Origin of the sequence: Methylotenera sp. G11 (assembly GCF_000799735.1) — a bacterium.
Taxonomy (GTDB): domain Bacteria; phylum Pseudomonadota; class Gammaproteobacteria; order Burkholderiales; family Methylophilaceae; genus Methylotenera.
Map to the genome: position 1 here is coordinate 97,926 of NZ_JUHH01000001.1, position 15,150 is coordinate 113,075.

Annotated in this window: 16 protein-coding genes and 1 tRNA gene; 12 read left to right on the forward strand and 5 right to left on the reverse strand. The window is 50.6% G+C overall.

Annotated features, from left to right (window positions below; genetic code table 11):
- The first annotated feature begins 100 nt into the window (after positions 1-100).
- The 3 genes from GQ51_RS00495 (at position 101) to GQ51_RS00505 (ending at position 1,125) form a co-directional block, all read left to right on the forward strand.
- Complete coding sequence (locus tag GQ51_RS00495) at positions 101-394, forward strand: integration host factor subunit alpha (RefSeq protein ID WP_047548449.1); 294 nt, start codon at positions 101-103, stop codon at positions 392-394.
- 96 nt (positions 395-490) lie between these two features.
- A complete protein-coding gene (locus tag GQ51_RS00500) occupies positions 491-958 on the forward strand; it encodes a MerR family transcriptional regulator (protein WP_047548451.1) in 468 nt (155 codons plus the stop codon).
- Between the two features lie 90 nt (positions 959-1,048).
- A tRNA-Pro gene (locus GQ51_RS00505) sits at positions 1,049-1,125 on the forward strand.
- Between the two features lie 37 nt (positions 1,126-1,162).
- Here the strand turns inward: GQ51_RS00505 and GQ51_RS00510 are convergent.
- Positions 1,163-1,645, reverse strand: coding sequence for a site-specific integrase (locus GQ51_RS00510; protein ID WP_052177620.1), 483 nt, complete (start codon positions 1,643-1,645; stop codon positions 1,163-1,165).
- 196 nt (positions 1,646-1,841) lie between these two features.
- Here GQ51_RS00510 and GQ51_RS00515 point away from each other — a divergent pair, with 196 nt between their 5' ends.
- Positions 1,842-2,963, forward strand: coding sequence for a sigma-54 interaction domain-containing protein (locus GQ51_RS00515; RefSeq protein ID WP_047548454.1), 1,122 nt, complete (start codon positions 1,842-1,844; stop codon positions 2,961-2,963).
- A gap of 193 nt (positions 2,964-3,156) precedes the next feature.
- Positions 3,157-3,705: an NAD(P)H-dependent oxidoreductase gene (locus GQ51_RS00520; protein ID WP_047548457.1), complete on the forward strand. Its 549-nt coding sequence runs from the start codon at positions 3,157-3,159 to the stop codon at positions 3,703-3,705.
- Positions 3,706-3,778: 73 nt separating this feature from the next.
- Here the strand turns inward: GQ51_RS00520 and GQ51_RS00525 are convergent, their stop codons facing one another.
- The 4 genes from GQ51_RS00525 to GQ51_RS00540 are packed head-to-tail and all read right to left on the reverse strand — an operon-like array spanning position 3,779 to position 6,673.
- The gene (locus GQ51_RS00525) at positions 3,779-4,186 is read right to left on the reverse strand and encodes an ExbD/TolR family protein (protein WP_047548460.1); all 408 of its coding nucleotides are present in this window, start codon (positions 4,184-4,186) and stop codon (positions 3,779-3,781) included.
- Positions 4,186-4,908 carry a MotA/TolQ/ExbB proton channel family protein gene (locus tag GQ51_RS00530; RefSeq protein WP_047548463.1) on the reverse strand — a complete coding sequence of 241 codons (723 nt, stop codon included), beginning with the start codon at positions 4,906-4,908 and terminating at the stop codon, positions 4,186-4,188. Before GQ51_RS00530 ends, GQ51_RS00525 begins: the two co-directional genes overlap by 1 nt.
- Positions 4,909-4,921: 13 nt before the next feature.
- Positions 4,922-5,740 carry an energy transducer TonB gene (locus GQ51_RS00535; protein ID WP_081987056.1) on the reverse strand — a complete coding sequence of 273 codons (819 nt, stop codon included), beginning with the start codon at positions 5,738-5,740 and terminating at the stop codon, positions 4,922-4,924.
- Between the two features lie 39 nt (positions 5,741-5,779).
- Positions 5,780-6,673, reverse strand: a complete 894-nt coding sequence (locus tag GQ51_RS00540) for an ABC transporter ATP-binding protein (RefSeq protein ID WP_081987057.1) — start codon at positions 6,671-6,673, stop codon at positions 5,780-5,782.
- A gap of 395 nt (positions 6,674-7,068) precedes the next feature.
- On the opposite strand from GQ51_RS00540, the gene GQ51_RS00545 reads away from it, so the two are divergent.
- The 7 genes from GQ51_RS00545 (at position 7,069) to GQ51_RS00575 (ending at position 14,991) form a co-directional block, all read left to right on the forward strand.
- Positions 7,069-8,124: an ABC transporter substrate-binding protein gene (locus GQ51_RS00545; RefSeq protein WP_047548466.1), complete on the forward strand. Its 1,056-nt coding sequence runs from the start codon at positions 7,069-7,071 to the stop codon at positions 8,122-8,124.
- Positions 8,125-8,209: 85 nt separating this feature from the next.
- Positions 8,210-9,274 carry an ABC transporter substrate-binding protein gene (locus tag GQ51_RS00550; protein WP_235276128.1) on the forward strand — a complete coding sequence of 355 codons (1,065 nt, stop codon included), beginning with the start codon at positions 8,210-8,212 and terminating at the stop codon, positions 9,272-9,274.
- A gap of 15 nt (positions 9,275-9,289) precedes the next feature.
- Entirely contained in the window at positions 9,290-10,066 is a 777-nt protein-coding gene (locus GQ51_RS00555) for an ABC transporter permease (protein WP_052177832.1), read from the forward strand.
- Between the two features lie 61 nt (positions 10,067-10,127).
- Entirely contained in the window at positions 10,128-10,907 is a 780-nt protein-coding gene (locus GQ51_RS00560) for an ABC transporter permease (protein ID WP_052177622.1), read from the forward strand.
- A 101-nt stretch (positions 10,908-11,008) separates the two neighbouring features.
- Entirely contained in the window at positions 11,009-11,218 is a 210-nt protein-coding gene (locus GQ51_RS00565) for a hypothetical protein (protein ID WP_235276129.1), read from the forward strand.
- Positions 11,219-11,236: 18 nt separating this feature from the next.
- On the forward strand, positions 11,237-13,642 hold the full coding sequence (locus GQ51_RS00570) for a TonB-dependent receptor (RefSeq protein WP_047548472.1): 2,406 nt from the start codon (positions 11,237-11,239) through the stop codon (positions 13,640-13,642).
- Between the two features lie 143 nt (positions 13,643-13,785).
- Complete coding sequence (locus GQ51_RS00575; RefSeq protein WP_081987058.1) at positions 13,786-14,991, forward strand: MFS transporter; 1,206 nt, start codon at positions 13,786-13,788, stop codon at positions 14,989-14,991.
- The last annotated feature ends 159 nt before the right edge of the window (positions 14,992-15,150 follow it).

The window sequence follows — 15,150 nt, forward strand, 5'->3', positions numbered from 1 at the left end:
TCACTTGAAGTTTGCCGCTGCGAAAAGTTTGCTGCAAACTTTATCAATGAATATTTAAATATAAAAAAATCGTTATTGCTTTGAAAAATGGGAGTGTAGTATGACTTTAACAAAAGCTGAACTTGCTGATTTATTGTATGAGCAAGTTGGGTTAAATAAACGTGAAGCCAAGGATATGGTTGAAGCGTTTTTCGAAGAAGTGCGCATCGCGTTAGAAGCAGGGGATAGTGTTAAATTATCAGGTTTTGGTAATTTTGAATTACGCAAAAAATCCGAACGACCAGGCCGTAATCCAAAAACCGGTGAGGAAATACCAATTACGGCACGTCGCGTAGTGACTTTCCACGCCAGCCAGAAGTTAAAAAGCAAAGTTGACGCAAACTTTGCCAGTTAAAGTGTCCGTGTACTGAAATCGTTGTTGAATATTAGTTTTTAAAGCATTTTGATGTTCTCCTAATTTATTTCGTAAGCAAGTGAGAAAGTCGCAAGTATGATCGAGCAATCCGCCAAGCTACAATTGCCGCCTATCCCAGCAAAACGTTACTTTACCATCGGTGAAGTCAGTGAGCTGTGCGGTGTCAAGCCTCACGTGCTGAGGTATTGGGAGCAGGAGTTCACACAGCTCAAGCCGGTGAAGCGCCGCGGGAATCGCCGTTACTACCAGCATCATGAAGTGCTGCTGATCCGTCGTATCCGTGAGCTGCTGTATGAGCAAGGGTTCACGATCAGCGGCGCACGCCATCGCCTTGATGATGGCGATTTCAAAGAGAGCGACCTGCACTTGCATTCAGAGACATCTGCCAATGGCAAAGATGCAGCCGGCCTGTCGACTCAGCCTGATTTGGCGTTGCGGCCAGTGGGTGCGGAGCAGGGTCATTTTGATTTTGCATCCGTTAAGGCAGAATTGCGTTCAATTTTAAACCTGCTGCGTACAGGGGCAGATCTGCGCACGTCTTGAGCGTTTCAGTATTTATTTCTTGCTGCGGATTCATGAGAACTGCGCTTTACGCTATAATGCCGCCTGTTGCATGAAAATGTAACAACGGTTCGGGGCGTAGCGCAGCCTGGTAGCGTACTTGCATGGGGTGCAAGGGGTCGTGTGTTCGAATCACACCGTCCCGACCAAGTAAACAAGCCATTCTAAATGAGTGGCTTTTTTTATTTAGCCTAAACGTAGCTGATTCGTAACTTCCTCTTTTACACCGCTTCTAATAATTCCAGAAACGTTCTCAACATGCTCTGATAAATGACTGGGTGATAAATGTGCGTACTTCTGCACCATGTCCATATCAGCCCAGCCGCCTAGTTCTTTTAACACATATATCGGCGTGCCGTTTTGCACATGCCAGCTTGCCCATGTATGACGTAAGTCAGGCCATCTAAAATCTACAATCTGTGCACGTCTTAAAGCAGCCTGCCAAGCCTTTGTATTAACTTGTGTAATAGGCTTGCCTCTGAACGTAAAAACATGTGTAGGATGTTTAAAACGTTCTTTACGCAGCACTTCTAATGCTTCTGTAGACAAAGGTACAGGAATAGCTCGTTTACCTTTGGCTTGGTCAGCATGAATCCATGCGCGCCTATCTTGCAAATTAACCTGCGACCACAACTGTGAAAAATATATACCGGAAATTAAATATTTCATCCCGTGCTGAAGCCGCGCTCTCGGCGCAGCGCATGGGATTGATTTGAATGCCGTCACTCATCAGGCCGGAGTGGACAATCGGATAGTTGATGGCGATCTGTATTTTTACGTTATGGTTATAAACATATAAAATATAATTATTAAAAGTTATAAGCAACCCATTATATTATCGTGCCAAATTCAATTGGAGCACTTTATGGGACATATCGCATTTAATGATTATGGTGAGGCAGAATATAAAGCATTAAGCGGCCCTTCCGTTATCACATTCAAGAATCCAAGCCAGGTAAGCTTATCCATAAGGGCAAGCGCCCTAGTTTTTGAGGATGCTGAATCACGTAAGCTGCTTTCTTTGATTGAACGCGTTGCCCCCAGTGACGTGACTGCTTTCATCATGGGAGAAACGGGAACCGGTAAAGAGTTGGTCGCACGGCATTTGCATGCGCTAAGCCCCAGAAGGTACGGGCCATTTGCAGCCATCAATTGCGGCGCATTCTCGGAGTCTTTGGTCGAAAGTGAATTGTTTGGACATGAGAAAGGTTCTTTTACCGGTGCGATTGCCAGTAAACAAGGATGGTTTGAAAGTGCAAACGGCGGCACATTGTTTCTGGATGAAATCGGTGATCTTCCCTTGTCGACGCAGGTCAAATTATTGCGTGTGATCCAGCAGCGTGAGATCGTGCGTGTTGGTTCCAGAAAGGCGATACCCATTGATGTAAGGCTGGTGGCCGCAACCAATGTGAACCTGGAAGATGCGGTCAAAGCCGGGCGCTTTAGGGAGGACTTGTACTATCGGATCAATGTCGTGCCTATTCAGATCGCGCCGTTGCGCAATCGGCCTGGCGACATTCTGCCGCTAGCAGAGCATTTTTTATCCATCTATAAAAGCAGGCTGCAAACCAGGCAGCCTGCATTATCAGCTGAAACCATACAGTTGCTGCACCAGTATCCATGGCCGGGCAACATACGCGAGCTGGAAAACGTGATTCACCGGGCACTGCTGGTCAGTGATGGCATCGAACTGCGCCCGCGTGACCTGAACTTGCCGTCAATACAGCTGGGTTCAGGCACATCTTCAGCCGGTGCTGTGCACGAAGCAGGATCCCATTCGGTAAACCAGCAAACATGCACATTGGATAAAGCCCTGGCTGAAATGATTCAGCATGAGCCTGAGAAACTGTATGAGACCGTTAACCGTAAATTAGTGCTCGGCGCTTACGCATATTGCAGGGAGAACCAGGTGCAGACAGCCAGGGTGCTTGGCATCAGCAGAAATATATTACGCACGCTCCTTAAGCAGTTCGGCGTGATTCAATAATCTGGAAATACCCTTTGTTAGCTTTGCAACACCTCTGCTTCCAAATGAGCAGAGGTGTTTTTTTTTAGCTAAGAATTCAGCAGAAACCTACTGTTTCAGTCATTTTATCCGGGCACGGATCGTGCTAACCCTATTGATGGATAGCATGGCTATGTTTAACTTAATGACGCATTATTTGCATAAGGATTAAAAAATGAAAATCGTTGGTATATCAGGAAATATCAGTGCGCCTTCCCGCACCAGGGCTTTGGTTGAGAATATAACGCAGCAAGCTGCGCAGAAAGCGCACACCAAACCCACGCTGATCGATATTGCCCAGTTTGCAGCTGAGCTTGGCAGCACGGTGAGTTATGAAAACTTCCCGCAGGTACTGTCGGATGCCTATCAGGCGATTGAAGCCGCTGATCTGATTGTCATTGGCACTCCAGTATACAAAGCCTCATATACCGGGCTGTTAAAACACTTCTTTGACTTGCTGGATCCTAAAAAGCTGACTGGCAAGGTTGCGATCCTGGCTGCCACTGGCGGTACAGACCAGCATGCGCTGGTGCTGGAGTATCAGCTAAGGCCACTGGCCAGTTTCTTTGGTGTGGCAACGGCGCCCACCGCAATATATGCACGTGATAATGAGTTCATAGATTACCGGCTGAATAGCGATGCCATAGAAAGCAGGATCGATACTGCGGTTAATCAGGCGTTTAATTTATTGGATCACAAGGCCGCACAGGCACTCGCAGCTTAACGGTTGTAGCGGTTGATGTAAAAAAGCCCATGCATTCCCCGCATGGGCTTTTTATTGGTTCATTGCGGCTGTTTTAATTGGATTGCGTTATTACCGCAAGCTTGGTGATGCCGGACCGTTCAATCGCAGCCATTACTTTGGCTACGGACCCGTATTTAACGGACTCGTCTGAACTCAGGTGGTATACCAGCTCAGGGTTGGCGTCGTGTCTCGATTTCAGTTCCGGTTCAAGTGCTGCAAGTGTCACGGCCTGTTTGTCGATGTAAACATTGCCTTCAGCATTTACGCTGATCGTCACCGGTTTACCTGGATCGGGTTCTTTGGTCGCCGCGGTCTTGGGCAGGTTCACGTGGATCGCATTATTCAGCAGCGGCGCCGTGACGATAAACACCACCAGCAGCACCAGCATGACATCCACCAAGGGCGTCACGTTGATCTCGCTCAGAACGTCATCGCCATCACTTTGAGATGAGAAAGCCATTATGCTATCGCTCCTTTCAGGCTATGCACCACCGATTTTTCAGTTGAAGCGGCAACCGCTTCAACATTCTTCCTGAACGTTGCTTTACGTGACAATGTGATAAAGTCTTCAGCAAAGTCATCCAGGTTGTTGCTGCTGGTTTTTAGCCTGCGCAGGAAAAAGTTATAGGCCAGCACCGCCGGTACAGCCACAGCGATACCGACCGCAGTGGCAATCAGCGCTTCACCGATCGGCCCGGCAACCACGTCAAGGCTGGCAGAACCGGTCTTGCTGATTTCAGTCAGTGCATGCATGATGCCCCAGACGGTGCCGAACAGACCCACAAAAGGTGCCGTGCTGCCGATGCTGGCAAGCACGACCAATCCGCTCTCACGTGTGACGCGCTCTTTTTGTATCTGCTGACGCAGCGCACGTTCCAGCACTTCCTGCCTGTCACCGAAATGCTGTAAATCATTGGCTGAGTTTGAATCGATATCCTTCAGCGCGTTAAAACCTACCGTGGCCACCCTGAACGCCGGGCCATTGTGGCTTTCCAGGCTCGCTGCGGATTTAAAATCAGGCGCGCTCCAGAACGCGGCGCGGAACCTGACGTTCTGTTTACGTATCAGCCATACCTGCAATGATTTGGCGAGTATCAGTGTCCAGGTGATGACCGATCCTGCGATCAGCGTGAAAAGCACGCCCTGAACCACGATTGATGTAGAAGAAGAAAAATTAAACATTGTTATATCACCTTTATTTAGCTAGTTTGAATTCAATAGGGACAGTCGCCCAGCCATCGATGGCAGTGCTGCCACGTTTGGAAGGAATGAATGTCCAGTTTCTGACGGCAGTAAGTGCTGATTCATCCAGGGTTTTGCGGCCACTGGATTGTTTTATTTCCACTTTGTCTGGCTTACCGCTTGCCAGCACGTGAACGCGCAGCAATACTTTTCCTTCCCAACCCTGGCGTTGCGCGAATGCAGGATAGTCCGGGGACGGGTTGTTTAAATACGCCGCGTTGCCGATTGCCTCGGTAACGGGCTCTTCTGCCTTCACAGCTTGCGGAGCCTCAGGCACCGGTGCGGCAGCAACCACAGGTGCGCTACTGACCGGAGCCTCACGGTTCTCAGGCACGGTAATGGCGGCGGGTGCTGCATTCTCCTGCGCGGCGGCAGTACGCAGGGCAGGCGCCGGTTTGGCCACGGGCGGCGGCGCCTGTTTGATCACTTTAGGCGGTGGCGGCGGTGGTGGTTTCGGCGGTTCAACTACCTCGGGCGGCTGGGGTTTGATAAACTCAATTTCGACTTTGTTGACCTTAGGCTGCGGAACGGTTGTTGATTCCGGGTAGTTCAGGTATGCAAGCACCGCAGCACCATGCAGTAAAACGGTCAGGCCAGCCAAAGCCCAGGTGCTGCGGCCGGCAGGAATTGCGTGACCAGCCTCTTTGTCAGGATGCAGATCGCCTGGTGCCGCTGTCCGTCTTGCCGCAGCTTCAGGCTTATTTGAAGTCGCCACGGCGCTGTTTTCATCAAGCTCATAAAATGTCGCTGTAGCGTTTGTGAATGTTGCCATGCTATCTCTCCTGCCAAATGCGTTTATTTACAGATCGCATCACTCAACCTCGACGATTGCAAAATCAGCCATGACATCAGCCTTGATGCTCTGGAATAAAAAAGATGACCTGTCGCGTGGCCGGGCCAGCGGCACCGGAACGATACGCCGGATGCGGCCAGGATGGGATTCCATGACCACGATACGGTCGCCGAGAAACACAGCCTCCTCAACATCGTGCGTTACCAGGATAGTAGTCAGGCCTTCATGTTCCCACAGGCGCTGCAGTTCCTGCTGCAATTTGAGGCGGGTAAGTGCGTCCAGTGCACCGAAAGGCTCATCCAGCAACAATAGTTTCGGCTTCAGAACAAGGGCTCTGGCAATCGCGACCCGCTGTGACATGCCGCCTGATATCTGGTGCGGATAGGCTTTTTCGAATCCATTCAGGCCTACCGTGCTGATCTGTTTTGCCACGCGCAGCTTGCGCTCTTCCCTGGAGACGTCGGTTGCAGTGAAAGCCAGTGCAATATTTTCTTCAACCGTGAGCCAGGGGAATAAGCGGTGTTCCTGAAATACTATGCCCCGGCTTAGATCGGTGCCGGTAATGGCCTGACCCTGATAAATGATGGATCCGGTATAGCTGGTATCCAGCCCTGCTATCAGCCTGAGCAGTGTGGATTTGCCGCATCCGCTGGCACCGACGATGGAAAGGAACTCGCCAGGCTTGATTTCCAGGTGAATACCATTCAGGACATTCAAAGACACATCATGCAGCTGATAGCTCTTGCTGACATCTTGAATGAGCAAAGAAGCATCATTAATTTCCTGATGGCTCCCTTCGATGCCAGAACCTTCAGCGTTACTGGCTCCTGAATGGTAATTTGCCGCTATCTGAACCCTCGCTGAAGGCGCCGCTCTTTTGTCGAGGCTGATAGCTACGTTATATGTTGTCATGCCTTTGATTCTCCATACCGATAAACAATAGCCATAAATGGCGATAAACCTATACAGCAATCGCTATGCCAATATATTTTTATCATTTAAATCATATGGTTAACATTTTTTGACATGGGGTCGCGGGCTTGGTTTGCTGTTTAAGCAGCAGTTGTTAAAAACATGCTGTTGAATTAGCAGCATGTCGAATCTGCTGCCTGTACAGCAGGGCTGCTGCCCTTTGCGCATATCCGCTGTATTTTATCCAGCAGCTGGCAATCGTCTTTCAATCTATTTTTTTATAAGTTGTTGATTTTTATTTATTTATTTTTATGGCACGAAGTGTGCTCATGCCTATATGTAAATAAATACAACATCAGGCACGGGCCTGCATTTATATAACTTAGGAGAGATTCATGAGTAAAGTCTTAGATACGCTTTGGTATACACGCTGCCCTGTGCCGACAGGATTGGGGATCGCCGTGCAGAAAGGCTGGCTGGAAGAGAGCTTCCGCGCAAAAGCCACAACCATCAGATCACTGCGCGAATCCGCCGATCAATCAGTGCGTGAATCGCATTTTGATCATACGCTGGCCAATTCAGTCAGGCATGGTGGCAATATCCCTGCGATATGGGCACGTTCAGCTGGCCGTGAAACCAAAGTGATCGGTCTCTCATGGGCAGACGAAACGCAGCTGATCCTGACACTGCCCGGTTCAGGAATACGTCATGTCAAGGATCTGAAAGGGCGTAAATTCGGTTTGCCGAAATGGGTGAATGTGCAGATTGATTTTGTGCGTGCCCAGGCATTGCGCGGTCTCGAAAACGCGCTCAGTCTGGAAGGTCTGGCCGTGAGTGATGTTGAGCTCGTGGACTATGTGATTGATAGCGGCTACAGCGATGCGCCGGCCAAAAAAAGCGAAGATGGCAGCTATATCTTCGGCAGCCAGTCAGGCAGCCGTAATGACGAGCTGATTGGCCTGCTGCGCGGCGAAGTCGATGCGATCTTCCTGAAAGGCGCCAGTGCCGCGGCGCTGGCATATCAATTTAACCTGGTTACGGTCATTGATACCGGTGTGCATCCTGATCCGCTGATACGTGCCAATAATGGTACGCCGCGCACGCTCACGGTTGATGCCAGCCTGATTGAGAACCACTTTGATGCTGCGGAGCGCATTGTCGAACAGGTGCTGCGTGCCGAAGACTGGGCACATGAACATCCTGATGAAACAAGGCGTTTCCTCGCCAAAGAGACCAACAGCAGCGAGTATTGGGTAAGCGTTGCTTATGGGCAGGATGCACATCTGCGTCTGCGTACGGATTTTGCCCGGGAATCTGTAGATGGACTACAGGATTTCGTGAACTTCCTGCATCGCTGGCAATTTATTCCCAAGCGATTCGATGTGAATGACTGGATCGATACCCGGCCTTTTGACGCAGTGATCCGCAAGCGCCTGATCAGTGCTGCCTGATTGCATAAGGCCTGCTTCCGTCAGGCCTTATCTTGTTTTTGAATGTGAGAATAGAATGATTTTTAATATTAAAAAAAATATATCTTTGGCAGGTTTATTCCTGCTGGCCATTTCTTTTGTGTTTGGATTGCTGTCAGATGCGCAGGCGGCTGATAGCGCCAGGGAGGTCAGGATCGCTACCGTTGCCTATAATGTGAACGGTAAAATCGGTTTGAATGGAAGCGCTGCAATTGTAGAAAAGCAGGGCTGGTTAAGGGATGAACTCGCCAAACAGGGGGTAAAACTGACCTGGGTTCCCGTCACGGCACAATCCGTGGGGGTTACGATTAACGAGGCATTCGCCAATAAGAGCATCGATTTCGCCGGTTACGGCGACCTGCCATCGGTGATCCTGAATGCAGGCGGGGTAGAGACCCGTATTGTGGTGCCAGGCGGACGCGGCAATAATGTATACCTGCTTGTATCCCCGAACTCCACTGCAAAAAGCCTGGCTGACCTGAAAGGAAAACGCATCGCCCTGCATCGCGGCCGTCCGTGGGAAATCACATTTGCCCGCTATGTCGAGTCGAATGGATTGAAGTTCTCTGATTTCAAGATATCCAACCTTAACCCGGGTGCCGGTGCCGCGGCGCTGGCTGCCGGTAATGTGGATGCTTTTGTGACGCTCAGTGATGCCTTCCAGCTGGAAGATAAAAAGATCGGAAAGATCATATGGTCAACCAAATCTTCTACTCAGGATTGGAAAATGCGCGCCGAGTTATGGGGAGCCAGGGACTTCATCGCCAGCAACCCTGCCATTACACAGGTGGTGGCCACTGCTTATGTGAAAGCTGCCCATTGGACATCGCAGCAGGCTAATTTTAATGAATATCTCAAAATAGCCAACCAGAACGGTCAGTCTGAAGACGTTTTCAGGCGTGAATATGCCGATGACTCTACGACATGGCAGTCACGCTGGAGCCCGCTGTTCGATGATCTGGTTCTAGACCATTATGCAAACGCGGCGCAATACAGCCGCAAAGCCAATCTGATCCGCAAGGATCTGAACGTCAGCCAGCTGTTTGAGCCACGGTTTTTAAACGCAGCACTCAAAACACTCAAGCTCGAAGGCTACTGGCAGCCGAGAAAAACCGCCGGTAAAGTTTCCTGATGAATGGGGTTGGTCATGATTGATTTACGCGTTCCGGCTAATCGTTTCCGCACGCATGCGCTGTATTTTATATCGCCGCTGCTATTACTGCTTATCTGGGCATGGGTATGCCGTGCCGGCATATTCCCGGAACAGATTCTGGTATCGCCGGCCGGCGTTCTTGAAACCGGCCACGAACTCTGGGCCAACGGAGAACTGCCTGCACACTTGCATGATAGCCTGTTGCGGTTAAGCTGGGGTTTTGCTATCGGTGCTTTCCTGGGCCTGCTGTTTGGCGTATTGATGGGCTTGTTCAAATCAGTGGATAGCTTCTTTGCGCCATCGTTCAATGCGATACGCCAGGTACCAACCATTGCTTTTATCCCGATGCTGATCATGATTTTTGGTGTGGAAGAGACATTCAAGATCGTGGTCGTGGCAAAAGCTGCGTTCTTCCCTGTCACGCTGGCAACTTATGATGCAGTCAAGGGTATTCCGCGGACATATTTTGAGGTGTCCAGGGTATATCAGCTGCCAACATGGCATTTGATTACGCGTATTGTATTGCCGGCAACGACGCCACCGGTGCTGACAGGGTTCCGTTTGGCTTTAGGCCGTTCATGGATGGTGCTGGTGGCAGCCGAACTGATCGCTGCCGATAGCGGCATCGGGCAGATGATGGAAATGGGCAGGCAAATGTTCCGAATCGACATCGTGCTGGTGGGCGTGCTCGTCACCGGTTTGATAGGTTTCCTGCTAGACCGCGGCTTGCGTTCTGTTGAAGCACACCTTGGGAAGTGGAAATACAGGTAATGGCTACTCTTATCAATTCAATCTTTTTTCTGGAAGTGCCAGAATTGTCAGGGACAACACGATGAAAAAAATAAAACAGTTCACATCCAGGCTGTCGCAGGTAAACGGGCTCTGGCTGCCGATAGCCGTGGCTTTAATCTGGGAAATCATGTCGCGCCAGGGAGATGCTTACGCTTATACGTTTGTATCCTTGTCGCAGATCGCGATTGGTTTTTCGGAGCTGGTCACAAGCGGCGAGCTGCTGGTCAACCTGGCGGCGACATTGCAGACTACGGTTATCGGGTTATTGATCGGAGGCATTACAGGCTTGCTGGTTGGCGGCCTCATGGCTGTTTCACCCACCGCCGATAAATTGATCGGGCCGCTATACCACACCCTGCGGCAAGTGCCGTTATTGGGGTTGATTCCTTTGATCGCACTCTGGTTCGGTAATGGCCTGTCTTCAAAAATCCTGATTGTTAGCCTGGCTGCGTTCTACCCGGTAGTGCTGAATACTTATGAAGGCATGCGCGGTGTGGAAAAGAAATTGATAGAAGTGTCTTCCGTACTTAAGTTAAACCGCCTGCAGCTGTTCCTGAAGGTTCTGCTGCCGGCAGCGATGCCATCCATCCTGACCGGGGTTTCCCAGGCCTTGGCTTTTGCCTGGATTTCCACGGTGGGGACTGAACTGCTGTTTTCTACCGGGCCAGGTCTTGGCGGCTTGATGCAGATCGCACAGGAAGCCTCCAGGATGGACATCGTCATTATCGGGGTTGCCAGTATCGGCTTGACGGGATTGCTGATGAACGCGGGCCTGTCTCGCCTGAGTCAATATCTGCTGCGCTGGCGCAGCGTCAGATAAGCACAATTGATCTACAGGCAATTGAATGCGGTGCATTGGAAAATGCGCCGCATTTTTTTATACGCCTCAGCCAGGCAATCTTTACGCCAGCCAGGCAATCAATGCATCGACGCGCCTATGACGCTACTGTTTCTAAGCAAGCAGTTGTTCAATACCCTGTTGCCAGCACAACACAAGCCAAAACCAAAAAATGCGTTTATGGTTTTTTTAATCAATTAAATCAATTGGTTATTATTTTGATTGCCACTGGCACAGATTCTGCAATATCTCTCTTGTTGATGCGCATGCAAGCGCAAGGCAGATTTTATTAACAGTAAAGAGAGTATTCAATGAGAAGTGAAGCAATCAATCACGCTTACCAGCGTCACGGTAAATTTAAATTAAAGCCATTGGTCAAGCATGTATCCATTGCACTGGCAATCGGGTCCGGTGTTGTTTTAAACGGTGGCTATGCCTATGCAGAAGAAGCTGCGCCAATTCAGGCGCAAGACAAATCCTCAATAGATGACAAAACAAAGTTAGATGACAAAACAAAAGCAGAAGGCACGGCTTTGCCTTCTGTCACGGTGACGTCACAGAAGCGTGAAGAAAGCGTACAGGAAGTCAAGACTGCGATTACCGCGCTGAATGGCAAGGATCTTTTAGACCAGGGGGTAGGGCGCTCTGCAAGTGAAGTGCTGAACTATGTACCTAACGCTTCTGCCGGCACGCAGCTGCACGGTCGCCCACGCTGGTGGATCCGCGGTGTTGGCGCTGGACAGCAGCAGTTCGACCTTGCGAGCCCGGTCGGATTCTATCTGGATGAAGTGTATATCAGCAATGCCACGGCGACAGGGTTTCCTTTGTTTGACCTGGAGCGTGTTGAAGTACTGCGCGGTCCGCAAGGGACGCTGTGGGGCAAGAACACGACCGGCGGCGCCGTGAGTGTCGTTTCAAAAAAACCGTCATTCAACGCCGATGCCAAAGATAATTATGTGAAGGTTGATTATGGCAGCTATAACGATAGGATCGTGCAAGGCGGGGTAGGCGGTGTGATTCTGGATGAACGCCTGGCAGGACGCGTTTCTTTCTATCAGCAGGATCAGGATGGGCGCCTTAAAAATGACTTTACCGGCGGTAAAGATGGCGGCCTGAGTGAAGGGGCGATTCGCGGCCAGTTGTCAGCCATCCTGACACCGAACCTGGAAGCGCTCCTGAATGTGCATTACCGTAAATATGAGACTGATGGTGCCATCACCACTACCAAAAGCTATGCGCCGAACGGCGTGGTGCGTAATGGCTATGCGCCGAATACCGATATCAAGCATGTCAGCACGAATGCGCCGGATTCAAGTGACTCAACCCAGAACGGCATCAACCTGAACCTGAAATGGCAGCTTGGCCGCTATGCATTGACTTCCATTACCGCCTATGAAGATTTTGAAACCAATATCCTGACCGATAATGACTACACGCCATTAGAGATTTCCAGGTCACATACCGATGGCAAGAGCAGGCAGTTCACGCAGGAAATCAGGCTGGCTTCACCCAGGGAAGACCGCTGGAACTGGTTGGCCGGCGCACATTATTTCAATGAAAACATTGATTTCACCACGCAGGGCGCCAAGCTGCCGTCCGCTTCAGTGCCGGGTCTGGCAGGCGCTCCGCCTGGCGCGACTTACAATAGCTCAGACCTCAATCATAAGGCTGAGAGTTTTGCATTGTTCGGCAGTAATACCTATAACTTTACCGACCAGCTGAATGCGACATTGGGCTTGCGATGGACGCGCGAGACCAAAAAATATGACCTGGACAGGAAAGCCTCAACAGGCGCGGGGACATGGAGCAACCTGTCGCAGTGGTGGGATACTTACACCGGCGCGTATGCGGCAGCAGGCCCGTTGGGTTCCGGTACATTCAGCAGCAGTGATTCCAAGACCTGGAATGCGTTTACCTATGACATCACGCCTGAATACAAGATCACGCCGCATGACCGCGTGTATGCAAAATATTCGCATGGCGTGAAGTCCGGTGGTTTTAATACTGCCGCCACCAGCCTTGCAGCGGTGAATACGGTGAAACCTGAGCAGTTAAATGCGTATGAGATCGGCTACAAGTCAGAATGGCTGGGAGGCCGGGTTAACTTCAATGCCAGCCTGTTCCATTACGATTACCAGGATGTGCAGGTGAACGTGGTCGGGTATAACGCCAATGCCGGCGCCACCGTTTCTTATCTGCAGAATGCCAAGAAGGCGACTGTGAATGGCGCGGAGTTCGAAATCGAAGCGCTGCCTGTCGAGAACCTGCATGTGAATGCAAGCCTGGGCCTGCTGGATACCGAATATGATGAGCTGAATGTGCTTAACGGCGGTGCCGATTTGAAAGGACGTTCCCTGGTGCGTTCTCCGCATGTCACAGCCCAGATCGCGGCTGATTACACGATCCCTGTGCAGTACGGAAAAATCATTGTCGCGGCAGATGCACGTTATCAGGGTAAACAGTATTACTTTGTTGACCCGCAGTCTGAAGCGCGTGAGCACTTGAATCAGGATGGTTACACACTCGCAAATGCAAGGCTTTCGTTCGCCACCCATAACGACAAGTATGTCTTTACAGGTTATGTGAATAATCTTTTCGATAAAGAATACAAGAACCATTCACTGCCGGCATTCAATCCGGGATTGGGTGTCAATGGCGACAGCGTCTACTGGGCAGCACCAAGAACGGTAGGCGTTTCCGTAACGACCCGCTGGTAACGCGTTATCACGTAGTTGGTTCCGATGACGCCAGATTTCCGCACGGTGATCTGGCGTCATTTTTATCGGCAAACCGACCCATCTCCGTTGCATCAGCACGAAGCACCATCATTTATCCAATTAGAATTTGAAAGCGCATCAACATGAGTCAGTCGAATACGCTCAATACACAGCCACGATTATTGGCGACCAACCATTTTACATTTGCATTTGTAGGCCTTGCCTTGATGAGCGGCATCACCATCGGTATGAACAAGATACTGGTGACGCTGCTGGCATTGCACCTGAATGCGGAGTCCTGGCAGATCGGGCTGCTGATCGGTGCGGAAAGCCTGTCCATGATGCTGATGTCGCTGCCGGCAGGTATTTACATCAGCCGTTTCAGCGCCCGCTGGGTATATGGCATCTCCAGCCTGGGCGCGATGGCGCTCTACCCATTGATCGGATACTCCAGTTCCTGGTATCTGGCAGCGCTGTTTTTATTCATTGCGGGCATCTGTATCCCATTCCGCGTGGTTGCCATGAACACGTCATGGCTGGAGCGCCTGCCGGAGGTCGGTACCAGCCGCGGAGGCTGGTACCGGGGCACGCTGATGCTGGGCATAGGCCTGGTTGGGCCGCTGCTGGGCAATCTGGCTTCCAGCCATTTCGGGGTGCATGGCAGCTACTGGATCACCAGCATCCTGTTTGCGGTGATGGCGTTCTACGGCTTTTCCATTCTCTCGCATACACGCAGCATGGATGACGCCAGAAGTGTCAGCGGCGGCGTAAAAGACATGCTGCGCTACCTGACAGACCCGATGGTGCGCCAGGTATGCATCTATGATGGCCTGGGCGGCATGGTGCGCGGTTTCTTTGGCACCTTCATCATCATCATTGCCGTCAGGCAGTTCAACTGGAGCGCACAGCAGGGGATTACGCTCATGGTGGTGGAAGGGGCGACTTTTGTTGCCGTACTGCTGCTGCTTGGCCATTTTGTGGCGAAACTGGGCGAGAAAACCACTTATAACTTGAGCCATGGCAGTTTGATCACTGGCCTGCTGTTCCTGGGCTTGAGCAGCAGCGTTATCGGCCTGTTGATTGGCGCTGTGCTGCAGGCGATCGGGCAGGCGCTTAACCATCTGGTCAATATTTCGCGGCTGGCGCATTCCGGCAAGAACATGGGGCATGTTTCCGGATTGTTCACCATGGTAGGCATGGCTGGCGGCTTTGCCGGTGCAACCCTGGGCGGCTTTCTCAGCAAAGGGTTTGTGCTGCAGGATATATTCCTGCTCTGGATTCCGGTCTGGCTGGCGGTATGTCCGGGTTTCAGGGCATTCATAAAGAACATCTTCAAAAAAACGGCATAGCTGTCATTTCAGTGTTTTGTCCATGTTCTGCAAAATCAACAGTGCTGCTTCCGGCTTTGTTGATTTTGCAGCAGAAATTCACCCTATCTCTCATTCACAGTTCATTCGTATTTAAAAATACCTATATCAATCATATGGATATGGTTATTTTGATTGATG